At 39.8% G+C, this 21,597-nt stretch carries 17 protein-coding genes; 8 read left to right on the forward strand and 9 right to left on the reverse strand.

The features are described 5' to 3' along the window. The first annotated feature begins 52 nt into the window (after positions 1-52). Positions 53-271 (forward strand): peptide methionine sulfoxide reductase, encoded by a 219-nt coding sequence (locus QSE00_RS03505; protein WP_258364754.1) that lies wholly within the window; start codon positions 53-55, stop codon positions 269-271. A 76-nt stretch (positions 272-347) separates the two neighbouring features. Here the strand turns inward: QSE00_RS03505 and QSE00_RS03510 are convergent, their stop codons facing one another. Continuing rightward, the gene (locus tag QSE00_RS03510) at positions 348-2,516 is read right to left on the reverse strand and encodes a carboxy terminal-processing peptidase (RefSeq protein ID WP_110354648.1); all 2,169 of its coding nucleotides are present in this window, start codon (positions 2,514-2,516) and stop codon (positions 348-350) included. Between the two features lie 356 nt (positions 2,517-2,872). Here QSE00_RS03510 and surE point away from each other — a divergent pair, with 356 nt between their 5' ends. From surE to QSE00_RS03535, 5 genes are all read left to right on the forward strand, one after another. Next, complete coding sequence (surE, locus tag QSE00_RS03515; protein ID WP_110354647.1) at positions 2,873-3,652, forward strand: 5'/3'-nucleotidase SurE; 780 nt, start codon at positions 2,873-2,875, stop codon at positions 3,650-3,652. Beyond that, positions 3,645-3,926: a hypothetical protein gene (locus QSE00_RS03520; RefSeq protein WP_110354646.1), complete on the forward strand. Its 282-nt coding sequence runs from the start codon at positions 3,645-3,647 to the stop codon at positions 3,924-3,926. Before surE ends, QSE00_RS03520 begins: the two co-directional genes overlap by 8 nt. 65 nt (positions 3,927-3,991) lie before the next feature. After that, positions 3,992-5,116: a lipid-A-disaccharide synthase gene (gene lpxB / locus QSE00_RS03525; RefSeq protein WP_286104878.1), complete on the forward strand. Its 1,125-nt coding sequence runs from the start codon at positions 3,992-3,994 to the stop codon at positions 5,114-5,116. Positions 5,117-5,309: 193 nt separating this feature from the next. Further along, complete coding sequence (locus QSE00_RS03530; protein ID WP_286104879.1) at positions 5,310-5,870, forward strand: C40 family peptidase; 561 nt, start codon at positions 5,310-5,312, stop codon at positions 5,868-5,870. 1 nt (position 5,871) lies between these two features. Continuing rightward, positions 5,872-7,896 carry a ComEC/Rec2 family competence protein gene (locus QSE00_RS03535; RefSeq protein ID WP_286104999.1) on the forward strand — a complete coding sequence of 675 codons (2,025 nt, stop codon included), beginning with the start codon at positions 5,872-5,874 and terminating at the stop codon, positions 7,894-7,896. Here the strand turns inward: QSE00_RS03535 and QSE00_RS03540 are convergent, their stop codons facing one another. From QSE00_RS03540 to QSE00_RS03550, 3 genes are all read right to left on the reverse strand, one after another. Continuing rightward, positions 7,897-9,681, reverse strand: a complete 1,785-nt coding sequence (locus tag QSE00_RS03540) for a peptide MFS transporter (RefSeq protein ID WP_286104880.1) — start codon at positions 9,679-9,681, stop codon at positions 7,897-7,899. It lies immediately after the preceding gene. 125 nt (positions 9,682-9,806) lie between these two features. Next, positions 9,807-11,168 (reverse strand): peptide MFS transporter, encoded by a 1,362-nt coding sequence (locus QSE00_RS03545; RefSeq protein ID WP_110354642.1) that lies wholly within the window; start codon positions 11,166-11,168, stop codon positions 9,807-9,809. Between the two features lie 17 nt (positions 11,169-11,185). Beyond that, positions 11,186-13,291, reverse strand: coding sequence for a S9 family peptidase (locus QSE00_RS03550; protein WP_286104881.1), 2,106 nt, complete (start codon positions 13,289-13,291; stop codon positions 11,186-11,188). Between the two features lie 280 nt (positions 13,292-13,571). Here QSE00_RS03550 and QSE00_RS03555 point away from each other — a divergent pair, with 280 nt between their 5' ends. Further along, entirely contained in the window at positions 13,572-14,894 is a 1,323-nt protein-coding gene (locus QSE00_RS03555; protein WP_110354640.1) for a hydroxymethylglutaryl-CoA reductase, degradative, read from the forward strand. Further along, entirely contained in the window at positions 14,891-15,814 is a 924-nt protein-coding gene (locus QSE00_RS03560; RefSeq protein ID WP_286104882.1) for a GYDIA family GHMP kinase, read from the forward strand. The genes QSE00_RS03555 and QSE00_RS03560 overlap by 4 nt, the downstream gene beginning before the upstream one ends. A 95-nt stretch (positions 15,815-15,909) precedes the next feature. Here QSE00_RS03560 and QSE00_RS03565 read toward each other — a convergent pair whose 3' ends face one another. The 5 genes from QSE00_RS03565 to QSE00_RS03585 all read right to left on the reverse strand — a co-directional run bounded on the left by QSE00_RS03565 (position 15,910) and on the right by QSE00_RS03585 (position 21,597). Further along, positions 15,910-18,027, reverse strand: coding sequence for a peptidylprolyl isomerase (locus QSE00_RS03565; RefSeq protein WP_286104883.1), 2,118 nt, complete (start codon positions 18,025-18,027; stop codon positions 15,910-15,912). A gap of 92 nt (positions 18,028-18,119) precedes the next feature. Beyond that, positions 18,120-19,412 (reverse strand): hemolysin family protein, encoded by a 1,293-nt coding sequence (locus QSE00_RS03570; protein WP_286104885.1) that lies wholly within the window; start codon positions 19,410-19,412, stop codon positions 18,120-18,122. 2 nt (positions 19,413-19,414) lie between these two features. After that, on the reverse strand, positions 19,415-19,618 hold the full coding sequence (locus tag QSE00_RS03575; RefSeq protein WP_286104886.1) for a hypothetical protein: 204 nt from the start codon (positions 19,616-19,618) through the stop codon (positions 19,415-19,417). Continuing rightward, positions 19,611-20,225, reverse strand: a complete 615-nt coding sequence (lptC, locus tag QSE00_RS03580; RefSeq protein ID WP_110354635.1) for an LPS export ABC transporter periplasmic protein LptC — start codon at positions 20,223-20,225, stop codon at positions 19,611-19,613. The genes QSE00_RS03575 and lptC overlap by 8 nt, the downstream gene beginning before the upstream one ends. A 1-nt stretch (position 20,226) precedes the next feature. Continuing rightward, a complete protein-coding gene (locus QSE00_RS03585) occupies positions 20,227-21,597 on the reverse strand; it encodes a tetratricopeptide repeat protein (protein ID WP_110354634.1) in 1,371 nt (456 codons plus the stop codon).

Raw genomic sequence — 21,597 nt, forward strand, 5'->3', positions numbered from 1 at the left:
GAAACATTATCCTCCAGACAACGTGCTCTTAAAACAAATTAAATCCATCCCTTTGGGCTACTCTACAGTTCTGTTTCAAAATAAGAAATATGGCGTTACCCGAACCGATTTTAATGAAGGTAGGAGTACTAAAGTATATGCCGAAGCGTTGGGAGGTAACGATTACATCAGTTTTAACTTTTATATTTCGGAAAAGGGAGGGCAACTAAGGCCCTGTGAAATGCCGAGAGACAAGGTAATCGACTTTTTAAACAATTATATGCCAATTTAATCGGCAGCACACTATGGGAATTCATAAAAAAACCTGCTCTAAGAGCAGGTTTTTTTATATTATGATTAAGTTATAATTAACCTTTAACGCTGGCCAATTTGGAATTCTTTATATTATTCAATTTTAGATCCTGCAAGACATTGACCGCTTCCTCCACATACACATCCTTGGCCAAATCCTTGTGCCAACGGTCACGCTTTTCCCTTAAAACGGAATCCTGGGTAAATAATTCCTTTTCATATTGCAAGGATTCAAATGTTAGGTGGGAATCATAATCCGAAATGGTTTTAAAGTACTTGGCCTTTTCCTTATCCAATTCCAATCCTTTCTTATATTCCTCGTATTTCAATGAAACCACGGTTTCATCCTGTGCTTTTTTGATCCATTGCGCATTTTCCTCAATCAATTTTATTTGATTGTTCTGGGCCATTCTTTTAGTACTATTGGCTATAGTGGCCTCATAGTCAATATAGCCATCCCAAGGGGTATACTCCGCTGGGGAAATCTTATCCCAGGTCAAAGGATTTTCCTGATCCCTCTCCCCTAGATCAATATAACTGTAACGGTCCGGAACAACAACATCGCTCTTAACCCCTTCCAATTGGGTAGAACCACCATTAATTCTATAGAATTTTTGGGTAGTAAGTTTTATAGCTCCCAAATCTCCGTGCTCATTTCCTCTTACAATATTCTCCAAGGGGATTACATTTTGAACTGTCCCCTTACCGAAGGTTTGTTTGCTACCAATCACCACTCCCCTTTTATAATCCTGCATGGCCGCGGCCAAAATCTCGGATGCAGAAGCCGATAATTCATTTACCAAAATCACCAAAGGTCCATCCCACTGAATACGCTCGTCCTTATCGTTATAAACTTCTGGTTTTTTATCGGTAGACCTTACCTGTACAATGGGTCCGTCCTTAATAAATAATCCAGCCATTTCAACAACTGTTTTAAGGGATCCACCCCCATTATCACGAAGATCCAGGATTAGGCCTTCAGCTCCGGCCTGTTTTAGTCTTTCTACTTCTTTTGCCACATCCGTAGCTGCGTTTCTCTCATTATAGTCTTCAAAATCCACATAAAACTTGGGTAGATTGATAAGTCCAAATTTTTGGTTGCCCTTTATTACGGCTGCAGATTTGGCATAGGACTCTTCCAATTCCACAACATCCCTGGTAAGGGAAATTACCACGAGGGAACCATCCACTTTTCTAACAGTCAAATCTACGACAGTACCTTTGGGACCTTTAATAAACTTAATGGCATCATCCAAACGCATACCCACAATATCCACTGGTGTTTCCCCGTTTTGCCCAACTTTTAATATCTCATCCCCAACTTCCAATTGCTGATCTCTCCATACGGGGCCGCCAGATATAATCTCCACTATTTTTGTCTGATCCTTTTTCTTTTGAAGTCGGGCGCCAATACCTTCAAATTTACCAGACATACTGGTATCAAATTTTTCTTTGTCATCCGGAGCAAAATAGAATGTATGTGGGTCAAATACTTCCACTATGGTATTCAGGTATTGCACAAACCAATCCTTGCGTTCCAAATCATCCACGAAATCGAAATAATCATCCAAGGTATTTTTGGTAGATTCCCTTGCCGCCTTTTCAGCCTGCTCCGGACTTAATGGTCCGGTTGTACTGTTGTCATCTTCAAAGGCATCAGCCATATCCCCTTCTGTACCGGCCTTGTCTGATTCCTTGTTCAAATTCAATTTGGAATCGTACGTTCCCAAAGTGGCATATTTCAATTGTTTTCTCCACCGCTCTTTCAAGTCTTTGCGAGAAGCCACATATCCTTGTTCATCGTAATTGATCTCTATGGATTCATCCACTGAGTAATCAAAAGGTTCATCCAAAACCTCTTTATAAATTTCTTTGGCGTCATCCATTCGCTCCAATAGGCGCTGGTAGACCATATCGAAAAAAGTTATATCGGTATTCTTTATCTGATCATCCAACTGAAACTTATATTTTTCAAATTCCTGAATGTCACTTTCCAAAAAATAACGCTTTGTGGGATCCAAAATATCCAAAAATCCTTCAAAAACACTAATGGAAAAATCATCGTCAATGTCCTTTGGCTGGTAATGGCCACGTTCCAATACATAGGTAATTAGATCCAACAACAATTTGTCCTTATCATCGGTTTCAAATGATTTGTTGGTAAAACTGCATGAAGCTACTGCAACAAGCATGACAATCAATGCGTAGGCTAAATTTCTTTTCATCTATTCTTTTTTATTGTTTTTCCACATTTGGAGTAATTTCTAAAACCGTAATCACCCCTCCTTTTTGTACTCTTACAATCATCTAAAATTAATCAAACCACCACTGCAATCCAAGTTTTGACTTTTAAAAGTGGTCTATTATGCCATTTACCTTAAGATAACGAAAAAATCGTGCCATATTATACCAATATGCCATTAATCTTTTGTTAATATCCCAATTGCCAAGGACAGGTGGCAAATCTGGGATGTAATTTGTCATTTTCACAATTTAAACGTAAAATTTCGGTGTCCGCCCGGCTTTATTCGAAAAGCCATAATAGATTAAAAACGTATTTTTGCAGTATAAATTATATACCATGGCGAAACCTTTGATCCTTGTCACCAACGATGACGGAATTACAGCTCCCGGATTAAGGGCGTTGATTGAATTTATGAAGGAATTGGGAGAGGTAATCGTAGTGGCCCCGGACAGTCCACAATCGGGAATGGGACATGCAATAACCATAGACAACACCCTGTATATAAAAAAGATTAAAGTAGATCTGGAAAACGGCGCAAACGAAGAATACAGTTGTAGCGGAACACCGGCCGACTGTGTTAAGCTTGGCTTGCAGGAACTCTTGGACAGAAAACCGGACCTATGTGTTAGCGGCATAAACCATGGATCCAACTCGTCAATCAACGTCATTTACTCTGGCACTATGAGTGCCGCTATTGAAGCTGGGATTGAAGGAATACCGGCAATAGGCTTTTCCCTTTGCGATTATTCCTGGAACGCCAACTTTGAAGCCAGCAAGGAAGCTATTCAAAAAATAGTCCGGGAAGCCTTAAAAAATGGTATCCCCAAGGGGGTTGTGCTCAACGTCAACATTCCCAAAACCGACAAGAAAACACCCAAGGGCATAAAAATTTGCAGGCAGGCAAGGGCCAACTGGAAAGAGAAATTTGACAAAAGAACCAATCCCAATGGCAAGGAATATTACTGGCTTACAGGAGAATTTGAACTTTTGGACAAGGGAGAGGATACGGATGAATATGCCCTGTCCCAAGATTACGTTTCGGTAGTCCCCACCCAATTTGACCTAACGGCCCACCATGCCATTCAACATATTAACAATTGGAAGCTAAATGATTAAAAAAGAAATATTAATCGGAATAACCGTTGGCATCATTGCCAATACCATCGGAACTTTACTGTATATATTGCTCTTCTCGGACTTTGGAATAGTAGAAACGTACCAAGCCGCCGTACAACAGGGACATGTAGGCAGTTTATTGGCGCTAGGGGCCATTCTAAATTTGGTTGCTTTTTTTGGTTTTTTAAAAATTCGTAGGGATTATAGGGCAAGGGGTGTAATGATCGCCACCCTATTGACCGCAATGCTAATATTGTATTATAAAGTCTTTTAGGCCGCGGGATGGGGCCACCCAAAGACCAACGGCAGTATTACCAATAAACCACAGAAACTAAACGGATGAAATACTATATCATAGCCGGCGAGGCATCGGGCGACCTACATGGGTCCAACCTCATAAAAGCCCTTAAAAAAAAGGATTCGGATGCCGACATACGTTGTTGGGGCGGCGATTTAATGAAAGCAGCAGGAGGGCACTTGGTAAAACATTACAAAGAAATGGCCTTTATGGGCTTTTTGGAAGTGATATCGAATATCAATCAAATTTTCAAAAATATCGCCTTTTGCAAAGATGACATAAGCAATTTTAATCCAGATGTAATTGTCTTTATAGATTATTCCGGCTTCAACCTTAGAATAGCTTCTTGGGCAAAAAAGAATAATTTTAAGACCAATTATTATATATCACCACAAATATGGGCCTCTCGGGAAGGTCGGATACACAAAATAAAAAGGGATATAGATGCCATGCATGTCATTCTTCCTTTTGAAAAGGAATTTTATGAAAAAAAACACCATTATCCCGTTAATTTTGTTGGTCACCCCCTTATAGATGCCATTGGGGATATTCCAAGGGCCAGCGATCAGGAATTTAGGGAAGAGCATAATTTGGATTTGAAAAGACCTATTATTGCGCTTTTACCCGGTAGTAGAAAACAAGAGGTTCAAAAAATGCTTTCCCTAATGTTATCGGTTACCAAATCTTTCCCAAAATTTCAATTTGTAATTGCCGGGGCACCCAGTTTGGATTTGGAGTTTTACCAGCCTTTTCTAAAATCGTCCCAAGTAAGTCTAATTTCCAACAAGACCTATGATCTATTAAGCCTGTCCTATGCAGCCCTAGTGACCAGCGGAACCGCCACCTTGGAAACGGCCCTTTTTAAAATACCCCAGGTAGTTTGTTACCGTGCCAATTGGATCTCCTATCAAATTGCAAAAAGAATCATTACCCTGAAGTTTATTTCCTTGGTAAATCTTATAATGGACAAAGAGGTTGTAAAAGAACTAATCCAAGGCGACTTGAATACCAAAAATCTGACCGAGGAGCTCGATAAAATCCTGAACGGACCCGAAAGAAAGAAACAGTTTGAGGCCTATTACGAATTGGAAAAGAAACTTGGGGGCAAGGGTGCCAGTGAAAAAGCGGCATCACTAATTATGGAAAGTGCCCAATTGGATCGGTGAAAAATTTTAATGGTCGGTGGAACAGCAACTATAAACTTTATTATTTACCATAAAGCAACCCATAACCCTATGGTTAAAAAAAGCACTTATTGTTGATTTACCCTGAGGCAACTATAAGGGTTTTCTGAAAAAAATGACGGATTTTAAATTAATTATTTAAATTTGATATCCAAGAGCACTAACCTTTACTTGGATGATTCAAAGATTTCTTTCTTTATTCTTAATTGTTTCACTGGTTGGATGCGGTGCGGCCAAGAAGAAAAATACCTCTCGTGTAGAAAGAAAAATAACGGTGGAAGCTTCAGAAAAACCAACCGAAATAAAAGGCAAAACACCCAGAGGCGGTGAATCCATAAACAAACCAGCGAGCAGAATAACCGAACGGATCATAAATACCGCCCTGACATTTTCGGGCACGCGCTATAAATTTGGTGGCACCACCAAAAAGGGTATGGATTGCTCCGGATTGCTTTATGTTGCCTTTGGGGAGCACGATATTCAATTGCCAAGAGCCTCGTATCAAATGGCTGAGGAAGGGCAAAAAATAAATTTAAAGGAGGTAAGCAAGGGCGACTTGCTTTTTTTTGGAACCTCTAGAAGAAAAAACAACATAAACCATGTAGGCCTAGTGGTCCAGGTTGATGGGGATGATATAAAATTCATTCATTCCACCTCATCCCGAGGTGTTATCGTTTCCTCTTTGCAGGAGGGTTATTGGAACTATGCCTTTATCAAGGCTACCAGGGTCCTGTAGGATGCGCCTGCTGCAGTTTACAACCGTAAAGCTTACTATATGCCTGATCTTTGGAATATTAACTGGATATTACCTACGTCCGTCCCTTCCAATATCTTTTTTCCTAGCTGTGGCTTCATTGATCCTTTTAGGAGTTGTATTTGTATACTACCGTAAATTGCCCGTATCCCTTTTCGCAATTTTCGCTGGGCTTTTGACCATTGCTATTGGTATATTAAGCATAACCCTTAATGATTCCAGGAATCTTGACAGGCACTACAGTCAACATAATCTTGACAAAGATAGGGTCTACACCCTAAAAATTCGGGAAGTATTAAAGCCCAATAGCTTTTCGGATAGGTACGTGGCCCATGTTAGCGGTATGGACAGCTTAAAGGTTTCCGGCAAAATACTTTTAAATATAGCTGTTGATTCATCGATCCGCCCCCTTATGGTCGATGACGAAATACTGGCCTTCACTACCCTCCATCCCATTAACCCTCCCTTAAACCCGCATCAATTCGATTACCAAAAATACCTGTCCAATATTGGAATAGCGCATCAGGCAAAACTTAAAGGGGAGAATTTCTACCTAAAACCCAAGGCCTCCGCTACCATCAATGGAATAGCCTATAAGATAAGGGAGCACATTATTAGAAATTTAAAAAAAGAGGAGTTTGGCACGGAAGAATTGGGTGTCATCCAGGCCCTTCTTCTTGGCCAGCGAAATGAAATTACCTCAGAAATCGATACCGATTACAAAGAGGCGGGAGCCTATCATATCTTGGCATTGTCCGGTTTACATATCGGAATTCTTTTGGGATTGCTCCACTTTATATTGAGGCCAGTGGAAATCCTTCCAAAAGGAAGAAGCATAAAATTGGTTGTCATCGTATTACTTTTATGGGCATTTGCCCTCTTGGCGGGACTCTCCGCCTCTATCCTAAGGGCAACAACCATGTTTACTTTTGTTGCCTATGCCCTGTACTTGAACAGACCTACAAGTCATTTTAATATCCTGGCATTGTCACTGTTCTTTATTTTATTATTGCTGGATCCCCTACTATTATTTCAGGTGGGGTTTCAATTAAGTTATGCCGCTGTTTTTGCCATAGTCTGGATATACCCCTTATTACAAAAGCTTTGGATTCCCCAATATTGGATAGTCAAAAAGGGATGGGAACTGGTTTCCGTAAGCATTGCCGCTCAACTGGGTGTATTCCCAATAAGTCTATATTACTTTCATCAATTTCCAGGTTTGTTTTTAATTTCAAGCCTATTGATCCTTCCATTTTTGACCTTTGTTTTGGGATTTGGAATATTGATAATAGCACTCTCCCTGACCAACGGTTTACCATCTGTTCTCGTAACTATGTACGACACTTTAATAGGTGCGATGAATTGGATTATTGGTCTTCTTGCACAGCAGGAAAACTTTCTTTTTAAAAATATTTCTTTTGATGGCATTCAATTGATCCTAAGTTATGGTATTATCATAACAATGGTAACGGTCTTTATGAAAGCAACCTATAAAAGGGTCATGGTATCCTTGTTCTTCATCCTTTGTTTTCAAACCTATGTCTTTGGCTTAAGATATCTTGCTCGGAACGAGGAAACTTTAGTTATAGGCCATATTGCCCGCAATAGTGCCATTATCCACCGAACAGGACAAAAACTAACCGTATATACCACCAACCCCAAAGCCACGACAAGACTGGTCAACGATTATGCCACTGCCCATAACATCTTGGCGATGGAACATCTACCATTAAAAAACAGCTATCTCATAGAGGGGAAAAGAATGGTTGTATTGGATAGTACCACTATAGCCCTTCCAATAAATCATGATGTTTCTACCTTAGTACTTACCCAATCCCCTAAAATTAATTTGGAAAGGCTTTTGGATTCGATGGCGCCCAATATTGTTATAGCAGACGGCAGCAACTATAGAAGTTATATACATCGATGGAAGGCTACATGCCACAAAAAAAAGCTAGCCTTTCACTATACGGGAGAAAATGGTGCCTTTCACTACGCTTTGAAATAGTTATCTAATACCGTGCATTAATTTCTTTAAAAGCGGGTTTAAAACAATTGAAATAAGTCCAACACCCACGGGAACTAGGGTGAAGATCAAAAAGAAGGTCCCTATGGAATATTGTTCGGATATCCTATCGATCATTCCTCCCATGGTGCCTGCAGCCTTTTGCCCGATTGCAATGGCCAAATACCAGATTCCGAACATAAAACCGATCATGCGTGCCGGGACAAGCTTGCTTAAATAGGAAAGTCCAACCGGGGAAATGCACAGTTCACCCATGGTATGCAGCAAATACGCCAAAATTAAAAATATCATGCTAACAGAAGCTGTCTGCGCCCCAGAAGGTATTCCCGATGCTCCAAATGACAATACGGCAAAGCCCAACCCCAATAAAATAAGACCTATTCCATATTTCATAGCAGCACTAGGGTTATATTTACTTTCCCACCATCTGGAAAAAAATGGTGCCAGGGTTATAATAAAAAATGAATTGAGAATCCCGAACCAAGTTGCATCTACTTGATTGCCTTCTTGGGAAAATTTATCCGTTAATCTAAAGATCACTAGTATCCAAAGACCAAGAAAGGCGATGGCCAATACAATATTGGATAAGCCAATACGGGTAAAGGTCTTTTTTGCCAATAAAATCAACACCCAACTAATTATTGCCAGTGGTACTGTTGTCAACAACGCATCTACCACCTTAAAGACCATGGCCGATTGACCAACGAGTTCCCTATTGGTATAATCCCTAGCGAAAATGGTCATAGACCCCAAGGACTGTTCAAAAAAAGCGAAAAAGAAAACCGTAAAAAACCCAAAAATTGATACGGCTATAATTCTATCCCTTACCACAGGAAGATATCTGGCAATTCTGGCAACCAATAAGATTAAAAACAGGAGTAGGGAACATAGGATAATTACATTGGTACCACTAAGGCCTCCTATGTTAAAAGGCGCCAAACTGGTACCTTGTATTTTTTCCAAGGGATCATTAAATAAATAGAGTAATCCACCAATAGAGGATAAAACGATCAAAATCTTATCAAAAAGACTAAAAGGGTTCAACTTGGTTTCAATTTCATGATTCCCATCTTCCTTTCCCGCGTTCTCTGCTGCATTTGTAGATATCGAGATTTCCTCCTTCTTTAGGGGCTTAGCACCAATATTCCCGAACAAATCCTTGGCCAGCCAAAATTGGAGCATTCCAAGCATCATAAAAATCCCAGCTAGCCCGAAGCCCCATGACCATCCATAATTCTCGGCCAAATACCCACAAAGCATCATTCCAAAAAAGGCACCGGCGTTAACACCCATATAAAATATGGTATAGGCACCATCCTTTTTAGATTCCTTACCATGGTACATTTCAGAAATAATGGATGTTATATTGGGCTTAAAGAACCCTGTACCAACAACCAACAGGGCAAGGCCAAGATACAAAGCGGCCGTAGTTTCAATGGTCATGGCAACATGGCCCAAAGTCATAATTAAACATCCTATGACGACTGCCACCCTGTAACCTGTTATTTTATCCGCTACCCATCCACCAATTATAGGTGTTAAATACAAAAGGGAAGCGTAGGTTCCAATTAAGGCCAGAGCGTGTTCCCTTGGCCATTCCCACCCAGGATTGTCACTCACAATGGGTGCTGTTAAAAATAACACCAATAAAATACGCATCCCGTAAAAGGAGAAACGCTCCCACATTTCGGTAAAAAACAACACAAATAGTCCTGTTGGATGCCCCAGAACTTTGTCCTTAAATAAATTTTCAATATCGGTATTCATATACCACTGTATTACAAATTATTAATTTAGGATTAATGACAACTTACAGCTGTATTGAACAATACAACAACCTTATCCCTCTATTCAAAAACCCAAAAGATCAAAATACAATTTGGCGATTTATGTTATTCGTGTACAATTCTCTTCTCATTATCTTCTGCACCATGTGTCAATGCCTTCAATTTTTTCAAGAAAACCCTAATAAGCAATCCGAAAAGAATACAGAAAATGGCAATTCCTGTAAATACCGTATACTCTCCAAGATGTGAAGCGGATTCTCCCAGCAATCCCGCCAATTTATTTCCAAAACCTGTTGTTGCAAAATATAGGCCCATCATCAAGGAAGCATATTTGGCAGGAGCCAATTTGGTTACAAACGACAGCGAAACTGGAGACAGGCTCAACTCGCCCACAGTATGGAACAAATACGCCAGCACCAACCAATACATGGCAGAAGATCCAGAACTTTCAAACTGGGCAGTTGCCGCCGTCATAAATAAAAATCCAGTGCCCATAATAATCAGTCCAACGATCATTTTAAAAAGGGAAGACGCTTCCTTTCCCTTCAATTTACGACCCGCCCAGAAATTGGCCACCAGGGCTCCTAACACAATAATAAAGAAGGCGTTAAGAGATTGGAACCATGAAGCAGGCACCTCCCAACCCATCAACATTCTATTGGTTTTCTCCGAAGCATAGATATTCATTAATCCACCTGCTTGTTCAAACGCTCCAAAAAATACGATTACCATTAAGAAAGAGAGGATCAAAACAATTACCCTGTCCTTTTCTGTTTTATTAAGTGGTCTCGTTAAAGCCTCTTGATCTTCCACATTGGCAGATTTCCCAAGAAAGTCGCCCACACCCACCAGGTATTTCTGGCCAAGAACAAACTGTATTAGTCCCAAAAGCATACAAATACCGGCCAATCCGAATCCATAATGCCAACCATACACCTCTCCTACATAACCAACAATTAAACTGGAAAGGAATGCACCTATATTTATACCGATATAAAATATGGTAAACCCCTTATCCCTTCTAATATCACCTTTAGGATAAAGTCCGCCCACCATGGTAGATATGTTCGGCTTTAGCATACCCACACCGGCTACAATAAAACCAAGTCCCGTATAAAAGGCCCACATCTGTTCAATGGCCAATACACTGTGACCTATCACCAATAGCACCGCACCTACAATTACCGCCTTCTTTTGTCCCAGTATTCTATCCGCAATAATGCCCCCTGGAATAGACGCCACAAAGACCGACATAGTGTACCAACCATAAAGTGAAAGAGCCTCTATATTGGTCCAACCCAAACCTGGGTTCCTATTCGTTGTCTCCGTAATTAAATATAATACCAAAATTGCCCGCATCCCATAATAGGAGAATCGTTCCCACATTTCAGTAAAGAATAAGATGTAAAGTCCAACCGGATGGCCGAATAATTCCTTTTGATGTGCTTGTTTAACCGTTGTCTGCATAAGATAAGAGATATGAATTATAGATTTTCTTTTATAAAATTGGTCATTTTCGTGTACAGGTGCAGGCGGGTGTTACCACCTTTTATACTGTGATTTTTATCGGGATATATGGCCCAATCAAACTGCTTATTGGCCTGTACCAATGCCGTTACCATCCGCATTGAATTTTGCAGATGTACGTTGTCATCTGCTGTACCATGAACCAATAAATACTTACCCTTTAAAAGCTCTGGATAATTAAAAGGGGAATTTTCATCATAACCACTGGGGTTTTCCTGGGGCGTGCGCATAAAACGCTCTGTATAAATGGAATCATAGAACCTCCATGAGGTTACCGGTGCCACTGCAATGGCCATTTCAAAGGTATCATTTCCTTTTAACAAACAATTGGTAGACATAAATCCACCATAACTCCAACCCCAAATTCCCGTCCTTGATTCATCGATATAAGGCAGTTCACTTAATTTTTTAGCTGCTGCTATTTGGTCTTCTACCTCATATTTTCCCAGTTCCAAATAGGTTACCTTTTTAAAGGCCGATCCTTTATATCCCGTTCCCCTGCCATCTACACAAACCACAATATACCCTTCATTGGCCAACATTTGATACCAATAATCGTTGGTGTTCAGCCAACTATTGGACACCTGTTGCGACCCCGGCCCACTGTATTGGGTCATAAATAATGGGTATTTTTTGGTTACATCAAAATCTTTAGGTTTTATCATCCACATATTCAAGTCATTGCCATTAATGGCAATGGTAGAAAATTCTTTTGGATTTATACTATAATTCTCCAATTTAGAAATTAGCTGCCGATTAAATAAAATATCCTTAATTTTTTTTCCGTTCATAGAATTATGTAACGCATATTCAGGGGGATTGGCAGCACTGGAGTAGGTATTGATGAAATAGGTGAAATCGGCGCTAAAATCGGCGACATTCCATCCCAATTTGGTGGTCAGACGCCTTTTACCCCCTCCATCGCTACCCACGCTATACACATCCCGATTCATTGATCCATTTTCCGTGGATTGATAATAAATTAGATCTTTCTTTGGGTCGTAACCATAAAACTTGGTCACCTCCCATGGACCTTGGGTAACCTGATTTTTTAAATTGCCCACTGCATCATACAGGTAAATGTGCTTATACCCATCCTTCTCACTCGTCCAAACAAAGCTGTCATCGGCCAAAAATGTTAGATCGTCCGTAACAGTGACATAAGCATCATCGGTTTCTTCCAACAAAAGACTGCTGGTATTATTTATTGTACTTACCGTAAATAGCCTTAATTGATTCTGGTGACGGTTCAAAACCTGGACGCTAAGAAAATGGGGATCCTTCGTCCATTGAATTCTAGCTATATAATACGGATCGTCTAAATCAGCACGGGTAATTTGGTAAGTGTCCATATCCACAATATGTAGGGAGACTTCTGAATTATTTTCCCCGGCCTTTGGATACTTGAACACAGTTTGGGACTGGTAAAGTTCGGAACCGTAAACGTCCATTGAAAATTCCGGGACTTTGGATTCATCAAATTTTATGAATGCCAATTTAGAACCATCGGCATTCCACTCAAAAGCCCTTACAAAGGCAAACTCCTCCTCGTAGACCCAATCCGTTATCCCATTGATAATCCTATTTTTTACCCCATCCCTAGTAAGTTGGGTGGTACTATCGGTGGCTATATCCCAAACATAGATATTATTGTTCTTTACATAGGCAAGCTTGCTTCCATCAGGAGAAAAGGACGGTTCCTGGATTTTGGAACTTGATACAGCGGAGATATCTTTGGTTTTGAGGTCGTATACATAGTAAATCCCTAAAGTAGATCGTCTGAAGATAGGCTCAATGGCCGTGGCCAACAATAATTTGGATTCATCTTCACTAAATTCGTAGGACATAAAATATGGTACCGAACTTGAGGATGAAACTATTGTTTCACGCTTTTTTTGGGTTTTGTAATCATATATTTCTATAGACGAGGTGGCTGTTGCCTTATCCACATTTAAAATGGTGTATTGTTTCCCATTTTTCAAGGACCGCAATCTATCCAAACCCTTTACACTAAAAGTACCATCATAAATTTCCTGCAGGGACAGCTGTTTGTTTTGAGCCATCAGCACTGAAAAATGACACAAAAAAAATACTATTGGCAATAGTAAGGGGGGTTTTCTCACAAAAACAAAGGTTTATTGGATTTATTATTACTGAAATACATCAATAATAATTTCAGTATTTTCAAAAATTTATTCAAATCTTCAAGTTTACTAAAAAATCCACAAAGAAAATGACTTACCAGTAAAAAAATAACATTTTTTAACCTTTTGAAACCTATTTTAAGATGTATAGTGGATTGACGCCATATTACTATCTTTACACAAAGAAATCGCAAGCCTAATGACCAAACCTATAGAAGGATTTTCCAAGCTGACCAAAGAGGACAAAATTAACTGGATTGCCCAACATTATACCCAACATCCCAAAGAAACAATTGCCGTTCTAAAACAATATTGGAACGAGGATGATAAATTACAGAATTTACATGATGAATTTATTGAAAATACCATCACCAACTTTTATTTACCACTGGGCATTGCCCCCAATTTTCTCATAAACAATAAGCTTTACGCCATCCCCATGGCCATTGAGGAAAGTTCCGTTGTTGCAGCAGCCAGTAAGGCAGCCAAGTTTTGGCAGACCCGTGGGGGCTTTAAGACTACCGTTCTGGGAACGGAAAAAGTAGGTCAAGTACATTTTATGTACCAGGGCGATATAGAAAAACTTACCAAATTTTTCAAGCATGTAAGGCCAAGATTGATCAGCAGTGTTGCTCCCATTGTTAAAAACATGGAAAAACGAGGCGGTGGAATCAAGAATATTGAATTACGGGATAAAACATCCGAACTGGATAACTATTTCCAATTACATTGCACTTTTGAAACCTTGGATGCCATGGGGGCAAATTTCATAAACTCCTGTTTGGAAGGGTTCGCTCAATGCCTAAAGGAGGAAGCACAACAATATGGTCCCTTTTCCGATGGCGAGAAGGATATCGAAATAGTCATGAGCATTCTTTCCAACTATATCCCCAATTGTGTGGTACGGGCAGAGGTTAGTTGTCCAGTTTCCGACTTAAAAGGCCACCATGGAATTACCACAGAAGATTTTGCGAAAAAAATGGTCCGTGCCGTTAATATTGCCAAAGTGGAGCCCTACAGGGCCGTAACCCATAACAAAGGGATCATGAATGGAATTGATGCCGTAGTTTTGGCTACAGGAAACGATTTTAGGGCAGTAGAAGCAGGAGCACATGCCTATGCTTCCAAAGATGGGCGCTATACCAGTCTTACACACGCCAGTATAGAAAACGGAATATTTAGATTCTGGATAGAAATTCCCATGGCCCTAGGAACGGTGGGTGGCCTAACCAGATTGCATCCATTGGTAAAACTTGCCTTGGAAATTTTACAAAATCCTAGCGCAAAAGAACTAATGCAAATTATAGCCGTTGCCGGACTCGCCCAAAACTTTGGTGCGGTACGCTCTTTGGTAACCACGGGTATACAACAAGGGCATATGAAAATGCATTTATTGAATATATTGAATCAATTGGGCGCAACGGAAGATGAGAAATTAAGCTTGGTAGACTATTTTAAAAGGCATACAGCCTCCCATAGCGCGGTAGTGGAAGCCTTTGAAGAGCTGAGAAACAAAAGATGACAAAACAATATTACAGTAACGGAAAACTATTGATTACCGCAGAGTATCTGGTCTTGGATGGTGCCCAAAGTTTAGCGGTACCTACCCTTTACGGACAATCACTTTCTGTAAAAGAGACCCAGGATAGGTTGCTGACATGGAAAAGTTTGGACGATAAAGGAAAACCCTGGTTTGAAAGTGATTATGAATTGGAGGACTTTGACCCAGTTACCAAAAACACAGTTTCCGAGGAGGCATTGGCTATTTCGGTTACCCTCAAAAAAATTCTCTTGGAAGCAAGAAAATTGAACCCTAGTTTTTTGAGCACTTCCCAAGGCTATGAAATTACCACGGCGCTGAACTTTCCAAGGGAATGGGGTTTAGGGTCATCGTCTACCTTGATCAACAACATTGCCCAATGGGCCCAAATAGATGCCTATGTGCTTCTGTGGAACGCTTTTTCGGGCAGCGGGTACGACATTGCCTGTGCTCAAAACAACTCACCTATTATTTACCAATTAAAGAACAGCAGACCAATTGTACATTCAGCATCCTTCAACCCTACATTTAAAAGCGACCTTTACTTTGTATACCTAAATCAAAAACAAAACAGTAGGGACGGCATTGCGCAGTATCGGAACAAAGAATTCAACGCCTTTTCCGCCATATCTCAAATTAATAGTATCACCCAACGAATATTGACCTGTACGCGGCTGTCCCAATTTGATAAGCTTATTAAAAAACATGAATCAATTTTAAGCGAGATCCTAGGAACGCCCACAGTTAAAGAACGATTGTTTTCTGACTTTAAGGGGGCAATAAAAAGTCTAGGGGCCTGGGGAGGAGATTTTATATTGGCAACGGGCAACAAGACCACTCCGGATTATTTTAAGGAAAAGGGATATGCCACAGTTATTCCTTATTCCAAAATGGTAAAATAGCCAAACTACGTTCGTAGGGATAAAACCGAAATTCCAAAAACAACAAAGCCTCCCGTTTGGGAGGCTTTGTTGTTTTATAAGGAACTTACGTTCCACTAATAAAATGTTGCTCTTTTATCCTCTATTGTGGACGACTCCTTTAAGGCATTGTAAACGGCGAAGTTTACTCTGCCGGCAGCACTGGCCTGTAAATTATTGGCATAGGTACTGTAGTTATCCAATTTGGCAGCTTCTTCTTTTTTGGTGACCGTCAACATATATACGCCACTATCTCCTTTAATTAAACCAGAGGTTGCCCCTTGCTCCATAGCAAAGGCAGTACCCACTACAAAAGCCTCCGAACCTGCACCTGGAATAATAGGTGACTTCATGGTCAAGGCAGAAGCCGTAGAAGCTATAACATTATTATCCTTAGCGAAATCTTCCATAGATTTACCTTTATTGGCTTCTATGATTTGTGCCGCCTTTTTTTCCTTTCGTATTTTTGGAAGTACCAAAGCCGAAGCGTCTTCCACGCTCATAAGTCCTTCAGCATACTTTGCAGTCAACCTCACAACGGCATATCCGTTGTTTATATTGAACCTTTTAACCTCGCCCAATTTGGTGTCATCGTTAAAAGCCCATTGAACAATGGCACGTTGTGCCGAAAGTCCCGGTAGGTTTTCATCCATTTCCTTAATTTTATTTACCGGCCTTACCACAAAATTACTTTCCTTGGCAGCAACGGCAAAATCCTTATCCGAGATAGTTTCCATTTCAAATTTGGTAGCCTCGGTGAACAAAGTATTGATAGTTTCTTCGGACGGCTCTATTTCCCTCGCCAAAGTAGCTATTCTAACAATATCCTGTTTGTCGTCTATTCTAATGATATGAAAGCCAAAATCAGTTTCTATCAAATCAATTGTGCCAACTGCATTATTAAAAATAAAATTGTCATATTCTTTAGTCAATTGGCCCTCTTGAAAGTAACCTATATCCCCACCTTGAGGCGCAGAAGATCCGTCGGAATTGTCCCTTGCCAATTCTGTAAAAACGGCAGATTCATCTTTAATTTCTTTATAGAGTTCCTTAGCCTTTTTCTCCGCTTCCTCTTTGGTGCGGGTAACCTCCGGATTGGCACGTTGGGCGCCTGCATAAGAAATTAGGATATGACTTGATTTTACTGTACCATTTGCCTTTCTATCCATCATTTTGGAAACCTTAAAGTAATCCCCATCGCGATAAGTACCGAACATACTTCCCTTTTCCAAGGACATAAGTGTATCAGCAAATTTAGCAGGTAAATCTTTCTTTGCCTTATAAATGGTATCGTATTTTAGATCCGAATTTCTGTCCAAAAAGGCAACCATATCCGTAGTATTCCTGAAACCTTTAATGGTATCGTTGGTATCCTTTTGAGCATTGTACTCAACGCGGTCCTCCAAAAGTTTTGTAATTTCCTCCTTTACAGCATTTTCATCTTCCAAAGAAGCTTTTTCCTCGAAATAGACAAATTCAAGATCTCTGGCCTTGTCTTGTTTATAATCCTTTTTGTGATCATTGATATACGCTTCTATCTCTTTCTTGGTAACCGCTATGGATGAATCCGGAATGGAGGTAAAAGGTACGCGCACATACTTAATATCCACTTTATCATTGGCCAACTTATAATCCAATTCCCCTTCTTTCAGGGTGGAACCAACACCTGCTTTTATAAGGTTAAAATAAGTCTGTTCCTTGGCATTCTGTATAATGGCCTGTTCATCCTGTAACCACAAAGCGTAGCGACCTGGATTGTTTGCCTTCCAATCGGCTACGGATTCCCTAAACTTGTTTTCATCGAAAACACCGCTGGCATTATGAAATTCGGGATTTTGAACATAGGAAGGAATGGTCTTAATATAATTTATTATCTGATCCTGTTCAATATTAATACCCAACTCCTCAAATTGTTGGTCAAGAATGGTATTTCTCACTTCCCTATCCCATACTTGATTGACCAATTGCATGGAAGAAGCAGTAGGACCGGCCATTCTAGAATACGCCTCCACATTCCTTCTAAATTGATCTATGGAAATTTCATCCCCATTGATCTCGGCTACGGAAGAACCAACCTTTCCACCACCCATGTCATTGCTGCTAAACACCCCTGAAATTACGAATGCGAACAAAGCCAAACCAATAATTAAAATTAAAACGGTAGTTCGTTTCCTTATATTCTCTAAAATTGCCATTATGTAAATTGTTTATATTTATCCCGTTACTATCGGGAGGCGAAATTACTACTTTCTTTTGAAATAATAAAAACTAAAAAAACCTTAAATACCTATTCATCATCAAGCACCATCAAGGATACCATATCTATTTTATTACTTGAAACCTCCAACACTGCAAAAAGAAAATTACCAACCTTAATCTCTGAGTTTTTCTCTGGGATCTCGCCCGTTTCATTAATGATCAACCCCCCCAAGGTTTCGTACTCATCACTTTCCGGAAGCTCCAATTTGTATTGTTCATTAATATAATCCACTTCCAACCTCCCCGAAAACTTATAGGAGTTTTGATTTATCTGCTCCTCATACAAATCAGTGGTATCATGTTCATCCTCTATGTCGCCGAAAAGTACCTCCACGATATCCTCGACCGTCATTACCCCAGAAGTACCGCCATACTCATCCAGAACCACCGCGATGCTTTTCCTTTTTTTGGTCAAAATATTAAGAATATCATTGATGAGCATTGTTTCCGGCACAAACTCCACTGGCAGCAGGATACTTTTTATGGTTTTGGGTTTCTTAAAAAGCTCATAGGAATGCACATAACCAATAATGTTGTCTATGGTATCCTTGAATACAAGAATTTTGGAGTAGCCTGTTTCCGTAAAAAGTTTTGCCAAATTTTTAGGGGTCTCATGAAGTTCCACTGCCGCAATCTCGGTTCTTGGCACCATTACTTCCCTGGCCTTAACTCCAGAAAACTCCAAGGCATTTTGGAAAATCTGTATTTCAGAATCCACCTCATCTTCCTTCTCCACAGCCTCCATTTGTTCGGTAATATAATCTCCCAATTCTATTTTACTAAATGCCAATTGCACCTCATCCCCATCTGTTTTAAAGAGCACTTTAAGAATTATATCGGAAATCCAAATAACGAAATCCGAAATTACAGAGAATAATACATAAAAAATATAGGCGGGAATAGCCAACATCCTCAGCATGGTATTACTATAAATCTGAAATAACACCTTGGGCAAAAACTCGGCCGTCAATAAAATAATCAAAGTAGAGATAACGGTTTGGGTCACCAAGCTGAAATCCGTAAGCATTAAACTTAAGAATCCACCTTGATCCGCCTCGATTCCTGCAAATAGGTTCATAAGCAGGTCTCCCATAAAAAGTCCGTAGACCACCAAGGCTATATTGTTGCCAATAAGCATGGTAGCAATAAACTTGGAAGGTTTTTTGGTAAGGCGGGTCAGCACTTTAGGCATAAAGCCTTCCTGTTTTTTTTCTATTTCTATATGAATTTTATTCGCAGAAATAAAGGCTATTTCCATTCCTGAGAAAAAGGCCGAAAACAGTAATGAAATAACAATGATAATGACACTATATGCCTCCAAGATTATTGTTTATTGTTTTTTTGACGCTCCTCGAACCTTTTCCTGTAGGTTTTTTTAAAAATGAACATCCCTATAGAAACTATCGCAAAGAAAACAAATAAATAAGCCCTGTGCCTATCTATGTTCCACTGTTCGTAAATTTCAAAAATGGAAACTACGGCCACAGCCAAATAAAGGTACTCCGTATATCTTAAAATCTTAATCATTTTCTATCTTCTTTTCTTTTATACTCATATATCCATAGGTCTTATTGGCATTAAAAAAGGTAAAATTCCTATTAAAGTCCATTCCCTCGCCATCCATTATGGTTCCTTCCTCTGGATTGGTGTATTTAAATTTCCGCTGGGTAAAAATCCAATCATTGGCCCTATCCCAATATAATTGTGGTGCTTCCAGTTTTTTACCATCACTGGATTCCATCACCACATTACCTTGCAAATCTATTAAATTAGTACTGGAATAAATAATTCCATAATCTGCCGTAACCGTACTCTTTTCACCTTTTTCGTCAAAAAATTCCAAAACAAGTCCCTCGGGAAATGTTGTATAGGGAAAAGGCTGGTTATCAAACTCATTGCTGACCGGGCTTTTTAACACGGCAACAATATGTGCGGCAACTACCCCTTCATTTTTTTCAAGCTCATCGGTCTCCGTATAAGTTAGGGTAAAGTCCTCTGCAACCGCACTTGGAAATATCTTTTTAATTGCCTCGTCCCCAACTCTCTTATAATTATCGGCACAGGAAAAAAAAAGCATTGCCATAGATAAAACTATGGCAATGCTCCTTAAATTATATAAATTTCTTTTTTTCATCTTATAGGTTGGGCACTTTTACACTACCACCTACCCAACATGAGAAACTTACTGTTTTACCGGCCATACCGGAGTTAAATATATCCGTTTTGGACGGTGCCTTGGCTCTGTAACTTGCAGCAGCCTGACTTGCCCTGCCACTTAGGGCCGGATCCACACGACCTGCCTGTCGGGCCAAATCTTCAGCCTTCCAGTAGATAGCCCTTTTCTCGAAAGGGGTACTACCACATTCATTGGCACTACTGGCATACAAACTGGCAATCAACAAATAAGCCTTACCGTTGGAAGGATTGGCATCTATTGCTTTTTGCGCATAACTCCTAGCCGTAGACTTACTACCTCTTCTGTAGCTAGTAGCTATTTTATATGCGATGTTGGATTTTTTCTTGGAATCGGTTTCCAGCTCCAATGCCTTGTTAAAATCTGCAATGGCCCCACTGGTATCACCGGCATTATTCTTAAGTGCCCCACCATACATATATGCACTGGCTGATGGCTCCAAAGCCAACTGCACTTCAAAAAGTTGTTTGAACAATGGATCTTCAGTACACTCTTTACTGTACATTCTTCCTACAGCTCTCTTAATCCAGGTTATATCTCCTTTTTTAGATTCAAAATTCTTTTTGTACAAAGGAATTAAGTTTTCACAATTGGCCAAAGCACCCAATTTGCTATCAATACTTTCAGCTATTTTACCATAACTTTCAGAATAACTATTATAAGAGCTCAATTGTTTTTTCTCTTTTGAAGTCAAGGTACCCGCATCTTCTTTAGGAAGAAGTTTGGTTATAACCTCTGTAAGCTTTTCATTTTCTTCTTCAATTTTTTCGGTAATATTGTCATATTTCTCAAAAACTTCCTCCAAATCCCTTTTACCGGCACTGTTTAGATCTACCAAGCTGGAGAAATATAAGTATAGCGCCTTAGGGTTTTTAAAATTGGCCTTATCCTCTGTAAAAGCCTTGTCTAGTTGAGTATAGATTTCCTCATCGGTAATCATTTTTTCATCATACTTCAACAAAACCTTATCTATAATGGTCTCGGCAAGGTCTGTCTTGGCAGGGAAGTATTTTGCCCTATTATCATATAACTCTATTAAGGCCGTGATATTGGCCGTCTTATCTGCACCGGTAGATTTCCCTAACCTATCCTTTAATATTCGTTCCCCATATAAAATATTGGCCCAATTTAAGGTAGGACAATTTTCGTATACCATTTTCCATGGTGTATAGGCAGCCTCATAATTCTTAACTTTCACATGTTCGGTGTAAATGGAAAGATTGGTCATACACTCCGGATTTTGAGCTTGGGAAAGCCCTAAACCCACATATCCCATGGCGGCAATCGCTGTGATGTAGAGTTTCTTTTTCAT

Source organism: Arenibacter flavimaris (genome assembly GCF_030291335.1).
GTDB lineage: Bacteria > Bacteroidota > Bacteroidia > Flavobacteriales > Flavobacteriaceae > Arenibacter.

Coding starts and splice junctions, on each gene's coding strand:
- QSE00_RS03510 (WP_110354648.1), bottom strand. CDS start 2,516: ATGAAAAGAAATTTAGCCTACGCATTGATTGTCATGCTTGTTGCAGTA.
- surE (WP_110354647.1), top strand. CDS start 2,873: ATGGCGAAACCTTTGATCCTTGTCACCAACGATGACGGAATTACAGCT.
- QSE00_RS03520 (WP_110354646.1), top strand. CDS start 3,645: ATGATTAAAAAAGAAATATTAATCGGAATAACCGTTGGCATCATTGCC.
- lpxB (WP_286104878.1), top strand. CDS start 3,992: ATGAAATACTATATCATAGCCGGCGAGGCATCGGGCGACCTACATGGG.
- QSE00_RS03530 (WP_286104879.1), top strand. CDS start 5,310: ATGATTCAAAGATTTCTTTCTTTATTCTTAATTGTTTCACTGGTTGGA.
- QSE00_RS03535 (WP_286104999.1), top strand. CDS start 5,872: ATGCGCCTGCTGCAGTTTACAACCGTAAAGCTTACTATATGCCTGATC.
- QSE00_RS03540 (WP_286104880.1), bottom strand. CDS start 9,681: ATGAATACCGATATTGAAAATTTATTTAAGGACAAAGTTCTGGGGCAT.
- QSE00_RS03545 (WP_110354642.1), bottom strand. CDS start 11,168: ATGCAGACAACGGTTAAACAAGCACATCAAAAGGAATTATTCGGCCAT.
- QSE00_RS03550 (WP_286104881.1), bottom strand. CDS start 13,291: ATGGCTCAAAACAAACAGCTGTCCCTGCAGGAAATTTATGATGGTACT.
- QSE00_RS03555 (WP_110354640.1), top strand. CDS start 13,572: ATGACCAAACCTATAGAAGGATTTTCCAAGCTGACCAAAGAGGACAAA.
- QSE00_RS03560 (WP_286104882.1), top strand. CDS start 14,891: ATGACAAAACAATATTACAGTAACGGAAAACTATTGATTACCGCAGAG.
- QSE00_RS03565 (WP_286104883.1), bottom strand. CDS start 18,027: ATGGCAATTTTAGAGAATATAAGGAAACGAACTACCGTTTTAATTTTA.
- QSE00_RS03575 (WP_286104886.1), bottom strand. CDS start 19,618: ATGATTAAGATTTTAAGATATACGGAGTACCTTTATTTGGCTGTGGCC.
- lptC (WP_110354635.1), bottom strand. CDS start 20,225: ATGAAAAAAAGAAATTTATATAATTTAAGGAGCATTGCCATAGTTTTA.
- QSE00_RS03585 (WP_110354634.1), bottom strand. CDS start 21,597: ATGAAAAAGAAACTCTACATCACAGCGATTGCCGCCATGGGATATGTG.